We start from the raw sequence: 22,352 nt of genomic DNA, 5'->3' as shown, positions 1-22,352 counted from the left end.
GCGGCGGAGACGCCGCCCGGCCTGCGGCGATCGATGAAGGGATATCGATCTCGTATGACGACTGACGTTGAAGCGATTCGAGCGGGCAAGCGGCAACACGGGCCGCGCCGCCCGGCGCGTCAGCCGGCCTGCGTGTCGCGCTCGGCCTCGGCCGCCTCGTGCGCGCGGCGCAGCCGTTCGCGGCTGTTGGTGAGGTGCGTGCGCATCGCGGCGCGTGCGGCCTCCGGATCGTGGCGCGCGATCGCCTCGTAGATGTCCTCGTGCTCGTGGTTCAGCCGGCCGACGTAACGCTCGAGATCGTCGCCGGCAAAGCGGGCCGAATTCACGCGCGTGCGCGGGATGATCGACGTGCCGAGCTGCGTCATGATGTCGACGAAATAGCGGTTGCCGGTGGACTGCGCGATCTGCAGGTGGAACTGAAAGTCGAGCTGTGCGGTGTCGCGGCCGCCGCCCGCCCCCGTTGCGATCGCGTCGAGCGCGCGCCGCAGCGCGGCCAGGTCGGTATCGTTCGCGCGCTGCGCGGCAAGGCTCGCACATTCGCTCTCGAGGCTGATGCGCAGTTCCAGCACCGCGAGCACGTCGCGCAGCGTCGTGATCGTCGCCGGGTCGATGCCGAGCGCCTGGCGGCGCGACGGCTCCAGCACGAAGCTGCCGATGCCGTGGCGCGTCTCGACGAGGCCGCTCGCCTGCATCCGCGAGATCGCCTCGCGCACGACCGTCCGGCTCACGCCCTGCGCCGCCATGACTTCGGTTTCGGTCGGCAGCTTGTCGCCGGGGCGCAGCGTGCCGTTTTCGATCTGCGCGGTCAGCGCGTCGACGACATCTTGTGCGAGGCTGCGTGCGCGACGACGCGGCGCTGCGGGAAGCGTAGGCACGGACATGAGGCCGGTTCCTTTTTGAATGATCTTGATGTGAGCCGAGGGTTTACGCGGGGTTTGAGCGAAAGCCGATGATTCATTATACTTCGTCACAAGTCATCCGACGACTGATGATAGAAACACGGATCTCCTGTCGACTCAAGCGAGCATTCCAGCGCCGCCCGGTCCCATGCCTTACGATCAGCCAGCGTTCGCGTTCCGCGCTCCGCCGGATCGGTTGCCGCTCCCACCCCGTGCCGGGTGGCGTCGACCTGCGGGGCTTGCGCGCCACGCAGGTCGGTTGTCGAATGATCGCACCTCCCGCCGCGCGCGGCAAAGCTTTTGCCGCGCGGCATTGCCCACCCTTTCGCCATCGCCGCCCATGAACGCCGTCACTGCCTCGCCCTCCCACGACACGCCGCGCATCGTCGACCTGCAAGCGATTCCGGTCGCCGGTCACGACAGCATGCTGCTCAACCTGAGCGGCGCACACGGCCCGTTCTTCACCCGCAACCTCGTGATCCTGAAGGACAGCGCGGGCCGGACCGGCGTCGGTGAAGTACCGGGCGGCGAAAGCATCCGCCGCACGCTCGACGATGCGCGCGCGCTCGTCGTCGGCCAGCCGGTCGGCAATTACCTCGCCGTGCTCAACGACGTGCGGCGCACCTTCGCCGACCGCGATGCGAGCGGCCGCGGGCTGCAGACCTTCGACCTGCGCACGACGATCCACGCGGTCACCGCGCTCGAAGCCGCGCTGCTCGACCTGCTCGGCCAGCATCTCGGCGTGCCGGTCGCCGCGCTGCTCGGCGAGGGCCAGCAACGCGAGCGTGTCGAAATGCTCGGCTACCTGTTCTACGTCGGCGACCGCACGAAGACCGCGCTCGCCTACCGCGACGGCAGCGGCGCGACCGACGACTGGACGCGCGTGCGCGACGAAGCCGCGCTGACGCCCGAGGCCGTCGTGCGGCTCGCCGAGGCCGCGCGTGCGCGCTACGGCTTCAACGACTTCAAGCTGAAGGGCGGCGTATTCGAAGGCGCGAGCGAGATCGAGGCCGTGACGGCGCTCGCCGAGCGCTTCCCCGACGCACGCGTGACGCTCGACCCGAACGGCGCGTGGTCGCTCGACGAAGCCGTGCGGCTGTGCCGTGACCAGCATCACGTGCTCGCCTACGCGGAAGATCCGTGCGGCGCGGAGAACGGCTACTCGGGCCGCGAAGTGATGGCCGAATTCCGCCGCGCGACGGGGCTGCCGACGGCCACCAACATGATTGCGACCGACTGGCGGCAAATGGGTCATGCGGTGCAGTTGCAGGCCGTCGACATCCCGCTCGCCGATCCGCACTTCTGGACGATGCAGGGTTCGGTGCGCGTCGCGCAGATGTGCCGCGACTGGGGCCTCACGTGGGGCTCGCATTCGAACAACCACTTCGACGTGTCGCTCGCGATGTTCACGCACGTCGCGGCCGCCGCGCCGGGTCAGGTCACCGCGATCGACACGCACTGGATCTGGCAGGACGGCGAGCGGCTGACGCGCGAACCGCTGAAGATCGAGAACGGGCTGGTCGAGGTGCCGAAGCGGCCGGGGCTCGGCATCGATATCGACATGGATGCCGTCGCGGTCGCGCACGAACTGTACAAGCAGCACGGGCTCGGTGCCCGCGACGACGCGGCGGCGATGCAGTACCTGATTCCGGGGTGGACCTTCAACAACAAGCGCCCCTGCCTCGTGCGCTAAGCACGGGACGGACCGGGCGGCAGGATCGCCCGGTCGAGCCGGCACCGAGCGAAGCGCTGCGGCCCGCTGCCGGGACGATGACGGGTCTCGGGCGGAAAACGCTGCTTGGGTCGAACGGGATCGGGGTGAAGGTGGCGGCAGCGATGGCCGGCCTGCCCGGCCTCGCCTGGGCCGCACCTACCCGGCCAACCCAATCCCTCGCGACATCCCCGACGCGGCGAACACGATGACGATCACCAGCACCGCCTGCCAATGGCCGATCCGCACATAGGTGCGCGCACGGCCGAGATCGGGCATCTGCTGCCGCCGCGCGGCGACGCGCCACCGGATCAGCCCGAGCATCGGCACGACCTCGAGCAGCAGGATCAGCACGAGCGCGGTCATCTTCAGATGAAAAAGCGGTTCGTGCAGGTAGTACGCGGAGCCTTTCTCGAAACCGCCGAACGCGCGCATCAGGCCCGTCACGATCAGCACGAGCGCCGACAGCCCCCATGCGGCATCGGCCTTGAATACACCGGGCAAGTCGGCCGCCTGCGCCGACGCGATGAGCCGGCGCAACGCGCGGTTACGCCCCGCGATCGCGGCAAACGCGACGCCGAACGCGCTCAGGTGAATGGCAGCCAGCAACCAGCGGACGATCATCACGCCTCCTTGTCGCCCGCGGGCCGTGCGCGGGACTTGTCAGACGATCTGTTTGAGCGCGGCGTCGAGCGCGAGCACCGCGACGCGGTCGCCTTCGGTCGCGAGCGGCGCACGCATGACGATCTGCCGGTTATGGCCGACGGCCGCCGGCGAATCCCACAGCAGTTCGACCTTCGGTCGGTTGAAGAGGCTGCCGCGGCGCGGCGGCACGACTGCCGGCTGCGCGTCCGATGCGCCCTCGCCTGCCGCAGGGGCCGCCTGGCCGGGCCAGCGCACCGACAGTTCGCGCGCATCGTACTGGCCGACCTTGCGGCTTTCCATCCACACGATCGCGGTGCGCGTCAGCACGTCGAGCGAAATCGCATAACGGCCGACCGCGAAGCGGCGGGCGGCCACGTTGGTCCGCCACAGCGGCCGCGGGCGACAGATCCAGACGATTGCTGCATAAAGCGCCGGTGCGGCAACGAGCCAGCCGTTGGTCGCCGTCACCGCATGCAGCGCGAGGCGCCAGCCGTCCACCCAGACGAACATGCCGATCGACCAGACCGCGAACAGGAAACCGATCAGCGCGAAGACGCGCAGCGCCTGGCGCAGCCACTGCGGCAGCGGATGAAACGGCCGTTCGGCGCGCGCGACGGCGCCCGGCAGCGCGAGCAGCAGGAAGATCAGCAGAAGATAGACGAATGCCCAGGGCGACGACACCATCGCCGACAGCGACGAGCGATAACCCATCTGGGACATCGAGAACAGCCAGCGCGCGAGCAGCACGAGACCGATCGCACGCAACGCGAAGATCACACCGGCGCCGGGGGCCGGCGCTGCGCGCGTGGATTTCGTTCTCGCCAAGACTGCTCTCCTCTGGATATTCGTGCGGGGCCGGATTTCACGGCACGGCCATTATAGGGACATTACCGTCTGGACAGACGACCGGATGCCATGGCGGGTCGCTTCGGGGGCCGTTCGCGGCGTCGGGCGCGGCGAGAATACAACAGATCCGCGCCGCGGATGTGACAACGCCCCGCCGGGAACCCGGACGGGGCGTCTAGGGCAAGCCGCGCCGCAGCGCGGCGGCGGCCCGCAATCAGCTTGCGTTGACTTCGCGGAGCACCGTGCGACGCTTCTGGCGCAGCAGTTCCTCGTAGCCCTTCACGTAGTTCTGCGCCATCACCTTCGACGAGAAGCGGGCTTCGAACGCGGCGCGGACCTGCTCGCGCGGCAGCGCATCGAGGCGCTTGAGCGCGGCAACAGCCGACAGCTCGTCTTCGACGACGAAGCCCGACACGCCGTTGTCGATCACTTCCGGCACCGAGCCGCGCTTGAACGCGATCACCGGCGTACCGCAAGCCATCGCCTCGATCATCACGAGGCCGAAGGGCTCCGGCCAGTCGATCGGGAACAGCAGCGCGTGCGCGTTGCCGAGGAATTCAGTCTTTTCGGACTCGCTGATTTCGCCGATGTACTCGACGTGCGGCAGCGCGAACAGCGGCTTGATCTTCTCTTCGTAGTACGCGCGGTCAGCCTTGTCGAGCTTCGCGGCGATCTTGATCGGCAGGCCGGCCTGCTCGGCGATGCGGATCGCCGTGTCGACGCGCTTCTCCGGCGAGATGCGGCCCAGGAACGCGAGGTAGCTCGGCTTCACGTTCGGGATCGGCGTCAGCAGGTTTTCCGGCAGGCCGTGGTAGACGGTCGACAGCCAGTTCGCCTGCGGCAGCGGGATGCGCTGGTTGTCGGAGATCGACACGACCGGCACGTCGCTGAATGCGTTGAAGATCGGCTGCAGTTCCGGCAGGTCCAGACGGCCGTGCATCGTCGTCAGATGCGGGACCGGCTGGCGCGAGAACAGCGAGAACGGGTAGTAGTCGATGTGGCAGTGCAGGACATCGAACTCTTCCGCGCGGCGGCGCACCTGCTCGAGGAGCAGCATGTGCGGGGCCATCACGTCGCGGATCGTCGGGTCGAGGCGCAGCGCCTGCGGCCAGCAGGCTTCGAGCTTCGCGGAGGTTTGCGAATCGCCGCTCGCGAAGAGCGTGACGTCATGCCCCATCTCGACAAGTGCTTCGGTGAGGTAGGACACCACTCGCTCGGTACCACCGTACAGTTTCGGGGGCACCGCTTCGTGCAACGGAGCGATTTGGGCGATTCGCATGCGTAACTCCTAAAAAATCGGCTAAAAACCAGGTATGGGTCGGCAACCTGCCGGCGGTCCGGGCTGGATGCATTTCGTCCGAAGGTCGGACGAATCAGCCTGCCGGGGGCGTCAAACCCGCGCTGCTCAAGGAGCGTCGGCGACGCGACAGGCATAGAACGTTTGAAACGAAGACCCGTTGACAGGGGTTCGTAAAAAAACCTGGAATCGAACCCGGAGCCGATTATCTAGGGTTAATCCCGATACGGCGCACAACATTTCAAACACTTTACTTTGTTACAAAGGTGCAACACTTTGCAACCCGCGGACTTGGGTGTCCGTTCTAGAGTGGAAGGCCCTTTTGGCATTCCTTGCCCCCGTGACTGCCGGCAGCGTGATTCCGGCACATGAGGCAGGACGGGATGCCGGATTTTATCTCAAAATCGATCGCGAGCCCCCGGCCAAGGCAAGATTCGCGCAGCGCGACACGCGGCCTTGTTTACAATGCCGGATTATTCAGTCCGGGCGAACGCCGGCCTGCGATCCAGCCGCCACGCTCAATCACCGAATCACCGCACGCATATTTTGGAATCTCTCACCCCTGCCCAGCGCAACGCCCACAACGCGAAGCTGTCGAGCTACGCGCACCGGCCGATCGCGTTCCTGTTCCGCTACATTCGCCTTCACCCCGTCGCCCACCTGGTCGTGCTCTGCAGCGTGCTGGCCGCCGTCGGCTGCGCGCTCGGCTCGCAATACGCGATCAAGCACCTGATCGACGTGCTGGCGACCGGGCGGCATCACCCCGGCCCGCTGTGGAGCGCATTCGCGCTGCTCGTCGGGCTGATCGCCGCCGACAACCTGCTGTGGCGCGTCGGCGGCTGGTTCGCCGCGCACACGTTCGTCGCGGTCACCGGCGACCTGCGGCGCGACCTGTTCCAGTACCTGATCGGCCATTCGCCCACCTACTACGCCGAAAAGCAGCCCGGCACGCTCGCGAGCCGCATCACGGCCACGTCGAACGCCGTCTACACGTCGGAGAACACGATGGCGTGGAACGTACTGCCGCCGTGCATCGCGGTGATGGGCGCGATCCTGATGATCATCGTCGTCAATCCGATGATGGCGGCCGGCCTGCTCGGCTGCTCCGCGGTGCTCTCCGTCGTGCTGTTCAAGCTGGCCGGTCGCGGCTCCGCGCGCCACCACGCGTTCGCGGCGAAGGCGGCGGCGGTCGACGGCGAGCTCGTCGACGTGATCGGCAACATGGGGCTCGTGCGTGCGTTCGGGATGACGCTGCGTGAACAGAAACGCTTCGGCGCGACGGTCAAGGCCGAGATGGATGCGCGCCAGCAGAGCCTGCTCTATCTCGAAAAGCTGCGCCTGCTGCACGCCGTGATCACCGCGATGCTGTCCGCCGGCCTGCTCGGCTGGGCGCTGTGGCTGTGGGACCAGGGCCGCGCGACGTCGGGCGACATCGTGCTGGTCAGCTCGCTCGGCTTCACGATCCTGCACGGCACGCGCGATCTCGCGGTCGCACTCGTCGACGTCACGCAGCACATCGCGCGCCTGTCCGAAGCGGTCAAGACGCTGCTCGAGCCGCACGGGATGCCGGACCACTCCGACGCACAGCCGCTGTCGGCCAAGGGCGGCCGCGTCGACTTCGAGCGCGTGACGTTCGCGTATCCGCACCGCCGCGCGATCCTCGACCACTTCGACCTCCATATCGAGCCGGGCCAGCGCGTCGGCCTGATCGGCAAGTCGGGCGCCGGCAAGTCGACCGTGCTCGCGCTGCTGCAGCGCTTCTACGACACGCAGGACGGCGCCGTGCGGGTCGACGGCCAGGACGTGAAGACGATCACGCAGGACAGCCTGCGCCACGCGATCGCGCTCGTGCCGCAGGACATCTCGCTGCTGCACCGGACGATCTACGACAACATCGCGTACGGCCGCCCCGAGGCGACCCGCGACGAAGTGCTCGCCGCCGCGCGCGACGCGCGCTGCGCGGAGTTCATCGAAGCGATGCCGGAAGGCTATGACACGATCGTCGGCGACCGCGGCGTCAAGCTGTCGGGCGGCCAGCGCCAGCGCATCGCGATCGCGCGTGCGATCCTGAAAGATGCGCCGATCCTGCTGCTCGACGAAGCGACGTCCGCACTCGACAGCGCATCCGAGGAAGCGATCCAGAGCGCGCTCGACCGCCTGATGGTCGGCCGCACGGTGATCGCGATCGCGCACCGCCTGTCGACGCTGCGCAACTTCGACCGGATCATCGTGATGAACAACGGCAAGGTGATCGACGACGGCACACCCGACGTGCTGCGCAACCGCCCGGGCCTGTACCGCGACCTGCTCGCGAAACAGCACGGCCGTCATCACCCGGCTCCCGACGGCAGCACGCCGACCGGCGAACGCGTGGCCTGACGTACCGGCCCGCAGCCGACAAAAAAGCCGCAGTGCGCCTCGCACTGCGGCTTTTTTATTACTCGATGAAGCGCCGGTTACGCGTGCTGCAGATCGCGCAGGAAGTTGTCGCGCCACACCGACACGTTGTTCTCGCGAAGCTGCGCGATCATGTCCGTATAACGCGCGCGCCGCTCGGCGAGCGGCATCGTCAACGCCTGCGACAACGCATCGGCCATCCCGTCGATATCGATCGGATTGACGATCAGCGCCCCCGTCAACTCGCGTGCGGCGCCCGCGAAGCGCGACAGCACGAGCACGCCCGGATCCTCCGGATTCTGCGCGGACACGTATTCCTTCGCGACGAGGTTCATCCCGTCGCGCAGCGGCGTCACATAGCCGACCCGCGCGAGCCGGTACAGCGCAGCGAGCAGCTGGCGGTCGTACTGGCGATGGATATAGAGGATCGGCGCCCAGTCGAGCTCGGCGAAGCGTCCGTTGATGCGCCCCGACTCCCCCTCAAGCTGCAGGCGGATGTCCTGGTACGCGCGCAGCTCCGCGCGGGTCGACGGCGCAATCTGCAGGAACGACACGCGATTGCGATGCGACGGCTCGTGTTCGAGCAGCTTCTCGAACGCGCGAAAGCGCTCGACGAGCCCCTTCGAGTAATCGAGCCGGTCAACGCTCATGATCAGCTTGCGACCACGCAGCGAGGTCGCGAGCGTGCGCACCGCTTTGCCGTGCTCGCCGGCCTGCGCGAGCGACGCGATCTCGTCCGGATGCACGCCGATCGGATAGGCGGCCGCGCGCAGCGTCCTGCCGAATGCGCGCACCGTCGGCACGCGGCCATCGCGCTCGATCACGCCGTCTGCTTCCGATTCAACGTAGTCGCAGAACGCGCGCAGGTCGGGCTCGGTCTGGAAGCCGAGCAGGTCGAATGCGCACAGCGACTCGACGAGATCGCGATGCGGCGGCACGTTCACCAGCACCTGCGCAGCCGGAAACGGGATGTGCAGAAAGAAGCCGATGCGGTTCTTCACGCCGGCCGCGCGCAGGGCGCGCGCGAACGGGATCAGGTGATAGTCGTGCACCCAGATCACATCGTCGTCCTGGAGCAGCGGCACGAGCTGCCGGGCGAGCCACACGTTCACGCGGCCATAGCCTTCGAACTCGTGACGGTCGTACTGGATCAGGTCGGTGCGGTAGTGAAACGCGGGCCACAGCGTCGCGTTCGAGAAGCCGCGGTAATACTGGTCGTAGTCGCGCCGCGACAGGCCGATGGTCGCGAACGTGACCGGTCCGTGCTCCTCGACGCGAATCTGCGGCGCGCCGGACGCGACGACCTCGCCGCTCCAGCCGAACCACATGCCGCCGGTCTCCTTCAGTGCATCGTAGACGCCGATCGCGAGACCGCCCGCCGCCGGTTCGCCTTCCGAAATCGGCGCAACGCGGTTTGAAACAATGATGAGGCGACTCATGCGTCCGGCTGCCCCGCACCGAGCCAGCGCGCGATCTGGTCATGCAGCGCGTCGACCGAATCGAGCCGCGTGCGGGCAGACGTCTCACCCGCGCCGACCTTGATCGACAGGCCGCCGCGCGCGTTGACCACCGCGAAGCCCTTCTCGTCGGTCAGGTCGTCGCCCGCGAACACCGGCATGCGGCCGGCAAACGGCGGCTCGTCGAGGAACGCGGCGAGCGCGCGCCCCTTGTCGACGCCTTTCGGCTTGATTTCGAACACCATCTTGCCGGGCTGCAGCACGTACGCGTCGGCATAGTCGGCGACGAGGCGCTCGGTGGCCGCGCGCGCAGCCGCCTCGCGCTCGGGCGCGTTGCGGTAGTGCAGCGCGACGGCGGCGCCCTTGATTTCGAGCAGCATGCCCGGATGACGGTCAACGACGGCCGCCAGCTCGCGCTCGATGCGCAGCAGACGTTCGTCGTTGAAGCCGATGCGCTGCGTGTCGCCGTTCGCATCGCGGCGCTCCGCGCCGTGCAGGCCGGCGATCGGCATGCCGGGCATCTTCAGGAACGTGTCGATGTTGTCGATACCGCGCCCGGACACGATCGCAACCGCGCCGTGCGAGCGGCGCTGCAGTTCGTCGAGCAGCGTCGGCAGCGACGGCGGGACATGAATGCTGTCGGGCGTGGGCGCCAGTTCGACGAGCGTGCCGTCGAAGTCGAAGAAGAACGCGGTATCGGTCAGGGACAGGGAAGCCGGAACGGATTGCATCGATTCGATAGTGTGAGGGTCGGCCGGCAAACGCCCCGGGCGGCCGCTGCGCGAATGGAATTGTGCGCATCTTACCGCGCCTGCGTATCGAGATGGGCGAAACCGGTACATCGCGAGCATCGCGCCGCCGCCCGCGTCAACTGCGACATATTGCCTCGCTCGGTCGCCGCGTACGGGTTTCGAAAGGACGCGGGCGCGCGAATTGCGCTACAGTCGCAACCGCCTGCCGCGCGACGCATGGCGCCGCCGGCGGCCACCATTCCGTCCGATCGAGCCCCAGGATGTCGTCTGCCCGCACTGCGCCGCACCGGCGCTTCTCCCGCCTCATTCGCACGGCCGCGGCCCTCGTCGCCGCCGTGGCGCTCGCCGCGTGCACGCACGACGAGCCGCGCTGGAACCTGACCAACGTCACCGGCCACCTGCCCGACCTGTCGTTCACGCTGACGGGCGGCGACGGTCACCCCATTGACGCCGATGCGTTCCACGGCCGGGTCGCACTTGTCTACTTCGGCTACACGCACTGCCCCGATGTCTGCCCCGAAACGATGGCGCGGCTGATGGAAGTGCTGGCGAAGCTCGGCCCGCAGGCAAACAACGTGCGCATCCTGTTCGTCACGGTCGACCCCGCGCGCGACACGCCGCAGGCCATGCAATCGTATGTCGCCGCATTCGACCCCGCGCACGCGCGCGGCCTGACCGGCACCGACCGCCAGATCGAATCGCTCGCGAAGCGCTATCGCGTCGCGTACCAGATGGAAAAGCGCGATCCGGACGGCGGCTACGAAGTCACGCACAGCTCGGCCGTCTACATCTTCGACGCGAGCGGCCGCGCCCGCCTGCTTGCGACCGACCACGACTCGCCCGACGCCATCGCCGCCGATGTGCGCCGGATCATCGACACCGCCTCCACGACCTGAATTCATCCAAACATGAAAACGAAAACGACCCTCAAGACGCTCGCCCTCCTCGCCGCGCTGGGCGCGGGCGCCCACGCGTATGCCGCCGGCGCGATCACCGCGCAGAACGCATGGGTGCGCTGGCTGCCGAACAAGCTGCCCGCCGGCGGCTATGTGACGCTCGTCAACACGAGCGACAAACCGGTCGATCTCGTCGACGTCGACAGCCCCGACTACGGGATGGCGATGCTGCACCAGACCGTCTCGAACGGCTCGACGCAGAAGATGGAAATGGTCGACAAGCTGACGATCCCGGCGCGCGGCAAGGTCGACATCGCGCCGGGCGGCTACCACGTGATGCTCGAGGAGCCGAAGCACGCGATCAAGCCGGGCGACACCGTGCACCTGCGCCTGAAGTTCTCCGACGGTGAAACGGTCGATGCGCCGTTCGCCGTGAAGTCACCGGCCCAGGCGAAGTGATGCCCGCGCGATGAACCTCCTGTACTGGCTCGATCCGTGGGAACCGTCGCCCACCGTGGTGATCGCGGTGCTGACCGCCGCCGTGCTGTTCGCACGCGGCGTGAAGAAGGCGAAGGTGTCGCCGCTGCGGCAGTTTTCGTTCTGGTTCGGGCTGACGGCGCTCTACGTCGCGCTGCATACGCGGCTCGACTATTTCTTCGAGCACGAGTTCTTCCTGCATCGCGCGCAGCATCTGGTACTGCACCACCTCGGGCCGTTCTTCATTGCGCTGTCCTATCCGGGCGCGGCGATCCGAGCGGGCATCCCGTTCCGCTGGCGGCAGCGTTTCGTGCGCCCCGCGCTCGCGTGGGCGCCCGTGCGCGCGACGCTCGACGTGGTGTTCCATCCCGTCGTCGCGGTCGTGCTGTTCGTCGGGCTGATCTATTTCTGGCTGCTGTCGCCGATCCACTTCATCGCGATGCTCGACTGGCGTCTCTATCGCGTGATGAACTGGAGCATGGTGATCGACGGGCTGCTGTTCTGGTGGCTCGTCGTCGATCCGCGTCCCGCGCCGCCCGCGCGGTTGTCGCCCGGCCGCCGGATCCTGATCGTCGTCGCGGCGATCCCGCCGCAGATCGCGCTCGGCGCGCTGATCTTCTTCACGCCGCACGAGCTGTATCCGATCTATTCGATCTGCGGCCGTGCGTTCACGTGGCTGAGCCCGCTGCGCGATCAGCAGATCGGTGGCCTGCTGCTGTGGATTCCCGGCTCGATGATGAGCGTGATCGGCGCGTTGATCGCGCTGCGGCACTGGCTGAGGCTGTCCGCGCGCGGCCGCCTGGTCGAAGAACGGGCCGCACAGCGCGCGGACCGGCCGTCGGCGGCGCACGCCGCGCATTGACCGCGGCGCGGCGCATCGCGCATTACGCGCGTGCGCGGCTCATCCACACGTGCGGGATGCCGTCCTCATCGTGCACGTCCGAACTCGGCGCGAAGCCGAATGCCCCGTAAAAACGCTGCAAGTGGGCCTGCGCATGCAGGCTCACCGACGTATCCGGCCACTGCGCGCGGATATGCTCGAGCGCGCGCGACAGCAGCCCGTTGCCGAGGCCCGCGCCGCGGAACGCGGCGGTCGTCAGCACGCGGCCGATGCGTACGTCGGCATTCTGCGCATCGGGCAGCAGCACACGAAGATAGCCGGCCAGGCGACCGGCCGGATCGAAGGCGGCCAGGTGCCATGCGGCCTGGTCCGCGTCGTCGATGTCGCGATACACGCAGTTCTGCTCGACGACGAACACCGCGCTGCGTGCTTCGAGGATCGCATAGACTTCGCGCGCCGTCAGCGCGTCGAAGGATTTCCAGCGCCAGTCGAGATCGGCGGCGCTCGGGGATGCAGCGGATGCGTTCATGGTCGGTCCTGATTCGGGCGCGCCGGCCGGCGCACGGCAATCGCCGATTATGCCTCGAAGCGCGCCCGCCGCGCGACCGGCTGCCCGCGCGCAAAAAAGCCCCGCATTGCGCGGGGCCTGTCCGTCATGCCGGCATCCGGCCGAAGCGGCCGCTGTTGAAGTCCTCGATCGCGGTACGGATCTCCGCTTGCGAGTTCATCACGAACGGCCCGTAACCGACGACGGGTTCGTCGATCGGTTCGCCGCTCAGGATCAGCAGCTTCGCGTCGCCGTTCGCTTCGATCTCGACATCGCTGCCGTCGCGGCCAAGTTGCACGAACTGCGCTTCGCGGGCGACCGTCTCACCGTTCACCTGCACGGTACCGCCCAGCACGACCACCGCGAGCGTGCGCCCTTCGGCGACCGGGAACCGCGCATGGCCGCCGGCCGCGAGCCGCACGTCCCACACGTCGATCGGCGTATGCGTGCGAGCCGGGCCGCGCCGCCCGTCGAGTTCACCCGCGATGATCCGCGCCCGCCCCGCGCCGTCCGGCAGCTCGACCACGGGGATGTCGGCGTTCAGCAGCGTCTGGTAGCCGGGCGCGCCCATCTTGTCCGCAGCGGGCAGGTTCACCCACAGCTGCACCATCTCGAGCGGGCCGCCCCGCTGCGTGAACCCTTCCGAGTGGAATTCCTCATGCAGGATCCCGCTCGCGGCCGTCATCCACTGCACGTCGCCCGGGCCGATCACGCCGCCCGCGCCGGTCGAGTCGCGGTGCGCGACCTCGCCGTCATAGACGATCGTCACCGTTTCGAACCCGCGGTGCGGATGCTGGCCGACACCGCGCGGCGCCGAGGCCGAACCCGGCTCGAACGTGGTCGGGCCGGCGTAATCGAGCAGCAGGAACGGGCTCAGGTGCGCACCGTGAGACTGGTAGCTGAACATCGAACGCACCGGGAAACCGTCGCCGACCCAATGGCCGCGCGGCGCACTGTACACACCCTGGATCTTCTTCATTGCCTTCTCCAAATTGCGGCGAAACACGTGTTTCGCATCCTGGGTGGAAATATAGTGGTGGAACGATCGATCCGGTAGACTGCCAAAATCCCACTCAGCGTTCCATTTCATGAACGATAAAGCGCGGGATCTGAACGATCTCTATTACTTCGTGCAGGTCGTCGAACACGGGGGCTTCGCACCGGCCGGGCGTGCGCTCGACATGCCGAAATCGAAGCTGAGCCGCCGCATCGCGCTGCTCGAGGCGCGGCTCGGAATGCGGCTGATCCAGCGCTCGACGCGCCGCTTCACGGTTACCGACGTCGGCCAGACCTATTACGCGCACTGCCGCGCGATGCTCGTCGAGGCCGATGCTGCCGACGAGGCGATCGCGCTGCTGCACGAGGAGCCACGTGGCATCGTGCGCGTCAGTTGCCCGATCGTGCTGCTCGATTCGCTGGTCGGCACGATGATCGCCGCGTTCATGGTCGCGTGCCCGCGCGTCGAGATTCATCTGGAAGCGACCAACCGTCGCGTCGACGTGGTCGGCGAAGGGATCGACGTTGCGATCCGCGTGCGCCCGCCGCCGCTCGAAGACAGCGATCTCGCGCTGCGTGTGCTGGCCGAGCGCGGCCAGTGCCTCGTCGCAAGCCCCGCGCTGCTGCGCGAGCATGGCGCACCGGCCGTTCCCGCCGATCTCGCGCAGTTGCCCAGCCTCGATCACGGCGCCCCGCAGTCGGCGCACGTTTGGCGGCTGCGCGGGCCCGACGGCGCTTACGCGGAAATTCATCACCAGCCGCGCTTCGTCACGGGCGGCATGCTCGCGCTGCGCGCGGCCGCCGCCGCGGGCGTCGGCATCGTGCAGTTGCCGACGATGATGGTGCGCGAGGCGGTCGCACGCGGCGAGCTGGTGACCGTGCTGCCCGACTGGGCGCCGCGCCGCGAGATCGTGCATGCCGTGTTCGCGTCGCGCCGGGGGTTGCTGCCCGCGGTGCGCGCACTGCTGGATTTTCTGGCGAAACGGTTTGCCGAACTCGAACCCGATTGAACCCGCAGCGTCACGTGCGACGTTGCGCTGCAAACCGCGCGCGCGTGCCGTAGACTGCGGTACGCGCATCGCGCATTCCACAACCCTGATCGCTTTCCCGCCATGTTCACGCTGTCCGACGCCCCCCACGCCTCCAAGGCCGATCAATACGCGACGCTCGTCGAGCAGGCACGCGCGCTCGTCGAGTCCGAACGCGACCTGACCGCGAACGCGGCCAACTTCTCCGCGCTGGTCTACCACTCGCTCGACCGTCTCAACTGGGCCGGCTTCTACTTCTTCGACGGGACGGAACTCGTGGTCGGGCCGTTCCAGGGCAAGCCCGCCTGCGTACGGATCGCGCTCGGCAAGGGGGTATGCGGCACGGCCGCTCAGACGCGGGAGACGCAGGTCGTGCGCGACGTGCATGACTTCCCCGGCCATATCGCGTGCGACGCGGCATCGGAATCGGAAATCGTCGTGCCGCTGGTGGCAGCCGACGGCACGCTGATCGGCGTGTGGGACGTCGACAGCCCGGTCGCCGCGCGCTTCGACGAAGAAGATCGCCAGGGTATGGAAGCGCTGTGCCGCGTGTTCATCGAACACGCATGGCAGAAGACGCGCGGTTAAACGGCGGCCAGGCCACGCTCATCCATCGGGCAACCGGTCGCCGCGTTCGCATGTGAATCGCGTCTCACGACCGAGAACGAAAACGAAACGGGCCCCGCAAAGGGGCCCGTCCACTGTGCCGCCGCACCGCCCTTCGCGGCGCACGGCCGGTATCAGGCGGCGTGCGTGCCGGACAGCGCCGGGAACGCCTGCGGCTTCGCGTCCTCGGTCAGCACCTCGAAGCCCGTTTCGGTCACCACGACCATGTGCTCCCATTGCGCCGACAGCGAATGGTCCTTCGTGACGACCGTCCAGCCGTCCGCCAGCATGCGCGTGTCGCGCTTGCCCGCGTTGAGCATCGGCTCGATCGTGAAGATCATCCCCGGCCGGAGCGGCACGCCGGTGCCCGGGCGGCCGTAGTGAAGCACCTGCGGCTCGTCGTGATAGACATCACCGATGCCGTGCCCGCAATACTCGCGAACCACGCTGAATCCTTCGCGATGCGCGACCTGCTGGATCGCGTAGCCGACGTCGCCGAGCGTGGCGCCCGGACGCACCGCGCGAATGCCCGCGTGCATCGCCTCATAGGTCGTCGCGACAAGGCGCCGCGCGAACTCGTTCGGTTCGCCGACGAAATACATGCGGCTCGTATCGCCGAACCAGCCGTCCTTGATCACCGCGATGTCGAGGTTCACGATGTCGCCGTCGCGCAGCGGCCGCGACGTTGGAATGCCGTGACACACCACGTGGTTGACCGACGTGCACAGCGTCTTCGGATAACCGTGGTAGCCGATGTTCGCGGGAATCGCGCCGAGCACGTCGACGATGTATTCGCGGCAGCGTGCATCGAGGTCGTCGGTGGAGACGCCCGGCTTCACGTGCTCGGTGATCATCGTCAGCACCTGCGACGCGAGCTTCGCGGCTTCGCGCGACTTGGCGATTTCCGCGGCGCCGCGGATCGGGATTTCTCGCTTTGCCATTACGCCACCTGCTCGATGCCGTGCTCGACCGGTTCCGCCAGCCCCGTCTCACCGCCCCGTGCTTCGGCCTCGATCAGCATCCGGCAGATGTCCCCGTAGGACAGCGCCGGATTGAGTTCCGCCAGCATCCCGACGCGCAGCCAGTGTTCGGCCTGCGCATTGATCGAGCGGCTCAGCGCCGTGCTGGTCGAGCGCAGCCGCTCGTGCATGTGCTCGGAAATCTTGATGATGCCCATATATCCCCAATTAAACGAAACGTAGTCAGTTCGTATATTAAGCTGCGCGCGACTGCCGGGCAAGCCATTCAGATCCCGTCGAGCCGCTGGCCGGCCGCCGTCAGTGTCGTTGACATCAAATTCCAATTTACTGGAAAATGAATCCACCATGAAAGAAGCAGTCACCGCCGTTACCGACGACACCGGCATCAACGAACGCATCGGGCGGCGCGTCCGCGACCTGCGCACCGTACGAGGCTACACGCTCGATGCACTGGCCGCGCGCTCCGGCGTCAGCCGTTCGATGATTTCGCTCATCGAACGCGCATCGGCCAGCCCGACGGCTGTCGTGCTCGACAAGCTCGCGGCCGGGCTCGGCGTATCGCTGGCCGGGCTGTTCAGCGGCGACCCGCACGACACGCCCGCGCAGCCGCTGGCACGCCGCGCGCAGCAGGCCGAATGGCGAGATCCGGCGTCCGGCTATGTGCGCCGCAACCTGTCCCCGGCCGGCTGGCCGTCGCCGATCCAGCTCGTCGAAGTGGATTTCCCGCCCGGTGCACGCGTCGCGTACGACAGCGGCGGACGCGAAAGCGCGCTGCATCAGCAGGTGTGGATCATCAGCGGCCGCGTCGACGTCACGTTCGGCGACGAGCTTCACGAACTTTACGAAGGCGACTGCCTGGCCATGCGGCTCGACCAGCCGCTGATTTTCAGCAATCCGTCGTCGCATGCCGCGCGCTATGTCGTCGCGATCTGCGATGCGCCTGCCGCCGGCGGCGTGCGGAACCTCTGACGAGCGCGTCATCGCAGCCGCCGTGCGCGCGCCCTACTTACTGCCCACAGGAGCCCGTATGAATTCCCCGAAACAGCGCGACGACGTGCGCCTGATCGATTGCAGCGAGGCCGAGCATGCGCCGGCCATCCTCGAGATCCTGAACGACGCGATCGCGACCTCGACCGCGCTGTACGACTACAAGCCGCGTCCGCCGGAAGCGATGGTCGCGTGGTTCGCGGCGAAGCGCTCGGGCGGCTTCCCGGTCATCGGCGCCATCGACGCGTCCGGCACGCTGCTCGGCTTTGCGAGCTGGGGTACGTTCCGCGCGTTTCCGGCCTTCAAGTACACGGTCGAACACAGCGTGTACGTGCATCGCGACCAGCGCGGCCGCGGGCTTGGCGAGGTGCTGCTGCGCGAAGTGGTCCGGCGCGCGCGCGAAGCGCAGGTGCACGTGGTGGTCGGCTGCATCGATGCGACCAATGTAGGAAGCATCGCACTGCATACGAAGCTCGGATTCGTGCACTCGGGCACGATCACGCAGGCGGGATTCAAGTTCGGCCGGTGGCTCGACGCGGCGTTCTATCAGTTGACGCTCGAAACGCCGGCGCAGCCGGTGGATGGTTGAGCGGCATCGCCGCGTTCGACCGCCGCCCGCCTTGACGGGCGGCGCCGGTCACCGGCGCCGATAACACGAGCAATCGTCATTTCCATGACTGGAATGATTTGAATCGGTTTGTCGAAAAATAAAACATCCGCTTTATCGGCTTGAAAATCCCGGACAATTACGAATAATGTGAGTTGCAAACGGTCTCCCCAACCGTTTCTTTTCCATTGCGCATTGTCGGATTCATCGGGTGGATGCAACGGCATCGCATCGTCGACGCAAACTTCCTGATCGAAGGTGTGGCGATGACTCAAGCCGTGGCACTGTAGGCCCGCGACGCCTGCACGATCGGCATGCCCGACACGCCGATCTCCGACACCAGCGCCCCTCTCCGGCACCTCGCCGTCATTCTCGACGGCAACCGCCGCCGGCCGGATCGCCTCGGGTTGCCGATCATCGACAGCTATCGAGCAGGCGGAGGAAACGTCCATGCGCTGCTCTCCTGGTGCGAGCCCGCATTTAGTGCGGCTCTTTTGTTCCCTGCCAAGCAAGCTTAATACTGCGGCGTCAAGATTTGATCTAGTAGCTCGTCAGCTTGATCTCTGAGCCCCGGGAAGTTGCAGCGCTCGGCCATACCACGAATCGATTGAAGTCTCGCGAGCCAATACGCAAGGTCACCAATGATCGTCCCATGCGGGAACGCCCCTCGCTTACTGTCAAGAGTGTAAATCGCGCTTTGCACATGCCCCAATTCTTTTTCAATCGCACAGTTGCGGCACATGTCCACTCCCGTTTTCTTTGGAGTTTGCAAAATTACAGCTGCAACATTGTCGATATAGTTCAAGAGTCGAATCGAAACCTCTGACTTCCACACCGCATCTTTCAAAACGCAAGCTTTGGAGCGCCATAGGCACCGTAATTCGGACCAGCACCGCTCACCGTCGCGGGAATTCTGTATCCGGTCACAAAATGCCCCATGATGTACTTGCCACTTCCGCCGACAGACGCATCGATTGCAAACGGAGCAAACGCGACGATGGGTACATAGGACGAACTCGAACTATTTGTAACGACAGGCATTAGCACGGTCGCACCTACTGGCACCGAGCCGTATAAAGCCGTCTTTGCGCCAGGAGCAAGGTAGATGCTATTGCCGATGCTGAGTTGGGTTGGATTACCCGTCTGCATGAGGCCCGTGAGTGTTGGCACGTCGCTCGCATTGACGAGAAATGACGTCCAGGTACCGGCGATGCAAGACGAGCCATACACTTGCCCGTTCGTGATGGTGAGTTCGTACGGAATGTTCGTCAGCGGGTAATAGAGCGGCTCGTTGGTCGCCGAATTCCAGTACTGGTTGAAGATGCACTGGTCCAGCGCTATCGGAAACACCCCTCCCGCACCGATCGCCGCTGGCGAAGTTACGACAGCAACCGCGGTCGCGCTCCCTGGCGTGCTCGAGATTCCAAGCAAGCCTCCCAGCAAAAGCGGGATATTGCCGCCGTTCACATTGGCCTTACGCGACACCGTGACTTGTACGGCGGGTACATCGTAAGTGCCAAGCGTAATCGTAGTGGCCTGCATTCCATACGGCGTTTGTGTCAAATTCCAATAGCCAGCCGTAACCGTGCCGGTCGATAGCTGAGCGCCTGCTGCCGTGTTGAGTGCCACTGCCTGGTTCGCCGCCGTGACCGCCTGCGACCAGTTCAGTGTCGCCCCTGACATCAAGGATCGGGCGCCCGCTAGCGCAGCCGCATCGGCCGCGTTCTGCAACTGGTTGGTGACAACCGCAACCCACGCAACGTCGATGGCCAACGCGCCGAACATCAGTAGCGGAATCAAAAACAGCAGGAAGAAGAGCGCAACCGATCCGCGCTCTCGCTCGCTCGACACTGGGTTCCGGTTGAGGTCAAGTGTCTTGCTGGCCCAGTAGGGGACACATTGCATAAATTGCAGTTCCCATTGTCCACGATCGCGTCGGCGACAACGATATCGAGCGATTCTTTCAAGAATACAAGCAATCCAATGAATAACGGAAACTAAAGCTCATATATCCATTAAACGCGGTTGCAGCCAATATTCTGCAAATTATCGATGTATAGTCAACATCTCGGTTTTTTTCAAGAAAATTACTATCCAGCCAAATCAGCTTAGAGAAAAAAGGCCTTACTGGCTCCGCAGCATGAAACCCGAACGATGACTTTTCAAGTCCTTCGACGGATTGTACACTTTTTCGAAACACTCACCCCACAGCTCCGTGCTCTACAGCCCCCCTGACTGACAAGATTCCCACTGCCAACCAAGGCGTCACCGCGGAATTAACACCCCAATAATTCATTTGCGAAGACGAATATATAATGAAAAAATTGGCAGAGCCTCATAGACCACCAAGAAAAGCATCGAGAAAATACTCACCGCCACCAGACCATGAAACAGCGCCCCCCTCTTCCGCGCCATCTTGCTGCCAAAAGGATCTTCGGAGCCACAAATTCGACAGCGAATTGAACCAACCCTCAACAAACCATTGCAATGAATACAAGCTCTTGTGAGCGCACGGGGGTCACCCTGCCCGCGAGAATCGGATAGATCATTATCCACCTCACACCTCCGACAACCCTAACGAGAATAATCACGTGGCGGACACCGGAATCAGACGCGGCTTCGTCAGACTATAAGAAATAGTACTGAAAATTGAACTGAGATTAGCGACACCTCCATTTGAATTCGTGCAGGTGTCGGAATAAAAATAAGCCGACCCGGTGGCGATGGATTGCATCGTTGCGCACGGCGACAAAGGGTCGCTTCCATCACTACAGGTAGACGATGCGCTACCACCACCGATATATGCCACCGTGTATATAAGCGTCCCTGCCCCTTTCGCTGTGGCGGCAATGTTTATTGCCTCCTGACACTCTGATCCATAGTTCGACTTATATGTCGCGCCAAGTTGCGTTTGACTTGACGATGCATCGCCGTCGCTCAATAAAATGATGACGTTTTGACCGGGCGGGTGCTGCGTCGAGGACAGAGACTGCAACGACTGCTGGGCAGCGGATATGGCCTGCGCATAGTAAGTCCCTAGTCCACCCTGGGCGGCGAGTCCGCTGCATGAGCCACCACCGAGTGCCTGGACCAATCCCGAGCTTGTATTGGCGCTGCCACTGCTACCCAGGAATCCTGTTCCCAGTTTGCTGTATTGGTAACCGGCACTTGCTGCCGCAGAATAGCTTCCCGCGATGCTGGGCGCACTACTACTGCACGAGAACGAGTAATTGGAGGACATGGGAGGAAACGCCATCAATCCCACGTTATCTCCGGCATTGGTAAGCGTCAGAAGAAGCTGCAACGCGGCGGCTTTTGCGCATGCGAGACGTGTTTGCACGACGCCCTTCGAGTTCGTGCAATTGCTGTCGTTGGTGTTCATCGACGCAGTCGTGTCGAGGATGATCATCACGTTGTACTGGGCCGGTCCACCCGCACCACCGGCGGCTGCGGTCGACGTCGCGGAAACAGTCGTCGCCTTGATACCGAACACGCGCGCAAAGAACGTTGGAACGCTCGCCTTTTGCGTCACTTGAATGCCGTTATAGCCGGACACCGCCTGTTTGTAGGGAAGCTGAATACTTGTCAGAGTCAGCCCGGTTACGGACGTTGAGCTGACGGTCGCCCCCCCTGGAAGTTGGTTGGCCTGGCCCGCCGAATAGGCGACTGCGTCGCTATATGCCGTATTCCACGACTGACTCCAGAGATCTGTCGCACCCGCGAGTGCCGCGGCGTCTGTGGCCGCCTGCAAGCGCCGTTGCGCGTAGATCAAATACCCGACATCGACGCAAATTGCGGCAAAGCCCAGAATAGCGATCAAAGATGCAGCAACGACGATGGCGACTGCGCCGCGCTGATGACGAATTGTCCTGCCACGTGGTTTTGAAGTATTCATGCCGCTCCCCTTTTTTCCTTTTTTTGATCTATCGTCATTGCACACGCGCGGTAACAGTCGCAGCCAACAGTGACGGCATCATCGATTTCAAGTTGAGATAATTTGCCGAGACAACAGGATTGAAACCCGAATAATTCACGCTGACCGTGATGGGCACGTTTACTGCCGCGCTCGAGGCCGGGGCAAGATCAGCTGCACAACCCGCGTCGTCCGTACATGCAATGCTATTGACGGATGTGGAAATCGTAATGCTGCTCTGGTTAAGGAATGAAGCCGCCGCCTTTGCTTGCGCCAATGTTGTGGTGTACGGCGTTGTCGTGCCTCTCTGCGAAGCGAACGTTCGCGCCGCGGATGAAGCAGCGTTACCAACCGCTATATAATTGACAAGGAGCCATCCGAATTGCGCGATACCCAATAGAACCAAAAGGATGACCGGCATCGTCACCGCCATTTCGATGGCCGCAGATCCCTCTTGAGATTTCATAGTG

General features: G+C 65.1%; 24 protein-coding genes. 9 read left to right on the top strand and 15 right to left on the bottom strand.

Annotation, left to right across the window (positions count from 1 at the left end; translation table 11 throughout):
* Nucleotides 1-119: 119 nt before the first annotated feature.
* Nucleotides 120-881: a FadR/GntR family transcriptional regulator gene (locus HWX36_RS08985; RefSeq protein ID WP_175951757.1), complete on the bottom strand. Its 762-nt coding sequence runs from the start codon at nt 879-881 to the stop codon at nt 120-122.
* A gap of 358 nt (nt 882-1,239) precedes the next feature.
* Here HWX36_RS08985 and gudD point away from each other — a divergent pair, with 358 nt between their 5' ends.
* Entirely contained in the window at nt 1,240-2,592 is a 1,353-nt protein-coding gene (gudD, locus tag HWX36_RS08980) for a glucarate dehydratase (protein ID WP_175951756.1), read from the top strand.
* A gap of 177 nt (nt 2,593-2,769) precedes the next feature.
* On the opposite strand, the gene HWX36_RS08975 is transcribed toward gudD, so the two are convergent.
* From HWX36_RS08975 to HWX36_RS08965, 3 genes are all read right to left on the bottom strand, one after another.
* The gene (locus HWX36_RS08975; RefSeq protein ID WP_175951755.1) at nt 2,770-3,234 is read right to left on the bottom strand and encodes a DUF2214 family protein; all 465 of its coding nucleotides are present in this window, start codon (nt 3,232-3,234) and stop codon (nt 2,770-2,772) included.
* 39 nt (nt 3,235-3,273) lie between these two features.
* Entirely contained in the window at nt 3,274-4,080 is an 807-nt protein-coding gene (locus tag HWX36_RS08970) for a hypothetical protein (protein ID WP_175951754.1), read from the bottom strand.
* A gap of 235 nt (nt 4,081-4,315) precedes the next feature.
* The gene (locus HWX36_RS08965; protein WP_175951753.1) at nt 4,316-5,380 is read right to left on the bottom strand and encodes a glycosyltransferase family 4 protein; all 1,065 of its coding nucleotides are present in this window, start codon (nt 5,378-5,380) and stop codon (nt 4,316-4,318) included.
* A 564-nt stretch (nt 5,381-5,944) separates the two neighbouring features.
* On the opposite strand from HWX36_RS08965, the gene HWX36_RS08960 reads away from it, so the two are divergent.
* Nucleotides 5,945-7,777 (top strand): ABC transporter ATP-binding protein, encoded by a 1,833-nt coding sequence (locus HWX36_RS08960; protein WP_175951752.1) that lies wholly within the window; start codon nt 5,945-5,947, stop codon nt 7,775-7,777.
* A 77-nt stretch (nt 7,778-7,854) separates the two neighbouring features.
* Here HWX36_RS08960 and otsA read toward each other — a convergent pair whose 3' ends face one another.
* Both otsA and otsB read right to left on the bottom strand, forming a co-directional pair.
* Entirely contained in the window at nt 7,855-9,234 is a 1,380-nt protein-coding gene (gene otsA, locus HWX36_RS08955) for an alpha,alpha-trehalose-phosphate synthase (UDP-forming) (RefSeq protein WP_175951751.1), read from the bottom strand.
* A complete protein-coding gene (gene otsB, locus HWX36_RS08950; protein ID WP_175951750.1) occupies nt 9,231-9,983 on the bottom strand; it encodes a trehalose-phosphatase in 753 nt (250 codons plus the stop codon). Before otsB ends, otsA begins: the two co-directional genes overlap by 4 nt.
* Before the next feature lie 281 nt (nt 9,984-10,264).
* On the opposite strand from otsB, the gene HWX36_RS08945 reads away from it, so the two are divergent.
* The 3 genes from HWX36_RS08945 to HWX36_RS08935 are packed head-to-tail and all read left to right on the top strand — an operon-like array spanning nt 10,265 to nt 12,239.
* On the top strand, nt 10,265-10,900 hold the full coding sequence (locus HWX36_RS08945) for an SCO family protein (protein WP_175951749.1): 636 nt from the start codon (nt 10,265-10,267) through the stop codon (nt 10,898-10,900).
* Between the two features lie 12 nt (nt 10,901-10,912).
* Entirely contained in the window at nt 10,913-11,359 is a 447-nt protein-coding gene (locus HWX36_RS08940) for a copper chaperone PCu(A)C (RefSeq protein WP_175951748.1), read from the top strand.
* 10 nt (nt 11,360-11,369) lie between these two features.
* On the top strand, nt 11,370-12,239 hold the full coding sequence (locus HWX36_RS08935; RefSeq protein WP_175951747.1) for a cytochrome c oxidase assembly protein: 870 nt from the start codon (nt 11,370-11,372) through the stop codon (nt 12,237-12,239).
* Nucleotides 12,240-12,261: 22 nt separating this feature from the next.
* Here HWX36_RS08935 and HWX36_RS08930 read toward each other — a convergent pair whose 3' ends face one another.
* Both HWX36_RS08930 and HWX36_RS08925 read right to left on the bottom strand, forming a co-directional pair.
* Nucleotides 12,262-12,747 (bottom strand): GNAT family N-acetyltransferase, encoded by a 486-nt coding sequence (locus HWX36_RS08930; protein ID WP_175951746.1) that lies wholly within the window; start codon nt 12,745-12,747, stop codon nt 12,262-12,264.
* A 124-nt stretch (nt 12,748-12,871) separates the two neighbouring features.
* Nucleotides 12,872-13,744, bottom strand: coding sequence for a pirin family protein (locus HWX36_RS08925; protein ID WP_175951745.1), 873 nt, complete (start codon nt 13,742-13,744; stop codon nt 12,872-12,874).
* A 109-nt stretch (nt 13,745-13,853) separates the two neighbouring features.
* Here HWX36_RS08925 and HWX36_RS08920 point away from each other — a divergent pair, with 109 nt between their 5' ends.
* Together HWX36_RS08920 and HWX36_RS08915 are read left to right on the top strand one after the other, a co-directional pair.
* Entirely contained in the window at nt 13,854-14,771 is a 918-nt protein-coding gene (locus HWX36_RS08920; RefSeq protein WP_175951744.1) for a LysR family transcriptional regulator, read from the top strand.
* A gap of 102 nt (nt 14,772-14,873) precedes the next feature.
* Nucleotides 14,874-15,377, top strand: a complete 504-nt coding sequence (locus tag HWX36_RS08915) for a GAF domain-containing protein (protein ID WP_175951743.1) — start codon at nt 14,874-14,876, stop codon at nt 15,375-15,377.
* A 152-nt stretch (nt 15,378-15,529) separates the two neighbouring features.
* On the opposite strand, the gene map is transcribed toward HWX36_RS08915, so the two are convergent.
* A complete protein-coding gene (gene map, locus HWX36_RS08910) occupies nt 15,530-16,336 on the bottom strand; it encodes a type I methionyl aminopeptidase (protein ID WP_175951742.1) in 807 nt (268 codons plus the stop codon).
* Nucleotides 16,336-16,572: a ParD-like family protein gene (locus tag HWX36_RS08905; protein WP_175951834.1), complete on the bottom strand. Its 237-nt coding sequence runs from the start codon at nt 16,570-16,572 to the stop codon at nt 16,336-16,338. Before HWX36_RS08905 ends, map begins: the two co-directional genes overlap by 1 nt.
* A gap of 148 nt (nt 16,573-16,720) precedes the next feature.
* On the opposite strand from HWX36_RS08905, the gene HWX36_RS08900 reads away from it, so the two are divergent.
* Together HWX36_RS08900 and HWX36_RS08895 are read left to right on the top strand one after the other, a co-directional pair.
* Nucleotides 16,721-17,344, top strand: coding sequence for a helix-turn-helix domain-containing protein (locus HWX36_RS08900; RefSeq protein WP_175951741.1), 624 nt, complete (start codon nt 16,721-16,723; stop codon nt 17,342-17,344).
* 58 nt (nt 17,345-17,402) lie between these two features.
* A complete protein-coding gene (locus HWX36_RS08895) occupies nt 17,403-17,951 on the top strand; it encodes a GNAT family N-acetyltransferase (RefSeq protein WP_175951740.1) in 549 nt (182 codons plus the stop codon).
* On the opposite strand, the gene HWX36_RS08890 is transcribed toward HWX36_RS08895, so the two are convergent.
* The 5 genes from HWX36_RS08890 to HWX36_RS08870 form a co-directional block, all read right to left on the bottom strand.
* Nucleotides 17,909-18,421 carry a hypothetical protein gene (locus HWX36_RS08890; RefSeq protein WP_175951739.1) on the bottom strand — a complete coding sequence of 171 codons (513 nt, stop codon included), beginning with the start codon at nt 18,419-18,421 and terminating at the stop codon, nt 17,909-17,911. The genes HWX36_RS08895 and HWX36_RS08890 overlap by 43 nt on opposite strands.
* Nucleotides 18,422-18,483: 62 nt before the next feature.
* Nucleotides 18,484-18,774 carry a hypothetical protein gene (locus tag HWX36_RS08885; RefSeq protein WP_175951738.1) on the bottom strand — a complete coding sequence of 97 codons (291 nt, stop codon included), beginning with the start codon at nt 18,772-18,774 and terminating at the stop codon, nt 18,484-18,486.
* A gap of 38 nt (nt 18,775-18,812) precedes the next feature.
* Nucleotides 18,813-19,874, bottom strand: a complete 1,062-nt coding sequence (locus tag HWX36_RS08880) for a TadG family pilus assembly protein (RefSeq protein WP_175951737.1) — start codon at nt 19,872-19,874, stop codon at nt 18,813-18,815.
* 682 nt (nt 19,875-20,556) lie between these two features.
* Nucleotides 20,557-21,864, bottom strand: a complete 1,308-nt coding sequence (locus HWX36_RS08875; RefSeq protein WP_175951736.1) for a pilus assembly protein TadG-related protein — start codon at nt 21,862-21,864, stop codon at nt 20,557-20,559.
* A gap of 34 nt (nt 21,865-21,898) precedes the next feature.
* On the bottom strand, nt 21,899-22,348 hold the full coding sequence (locus tag HWX36_RS08870; protein ID WP_175951735.1) for a TadE/TadG family type IV pilus assembly protein: 450 nt from the start codon (nt 22,346-22,348) through the stop codon (nt 21,899-21,901).
* Nucleotides 22,349-22,352: the final 4 nt, after the last annotated feature.

It is taken from the genome of Burkholderia sp. BCC0405, assembly GCF_902833075.1.
In the GTDB taxonomy this organism is placed as follows: domain Bacteria; phylum Pseudomonadota; class Gammaproteobacteria; order Burkholderiales; family Burkholderiaceae; genus Burkholderia.
The sequence above is the reverse complement of the archived record's forward strand: the minus strand, read 5'-3'. Positions and strand labels throughout refer to the sequence as shown.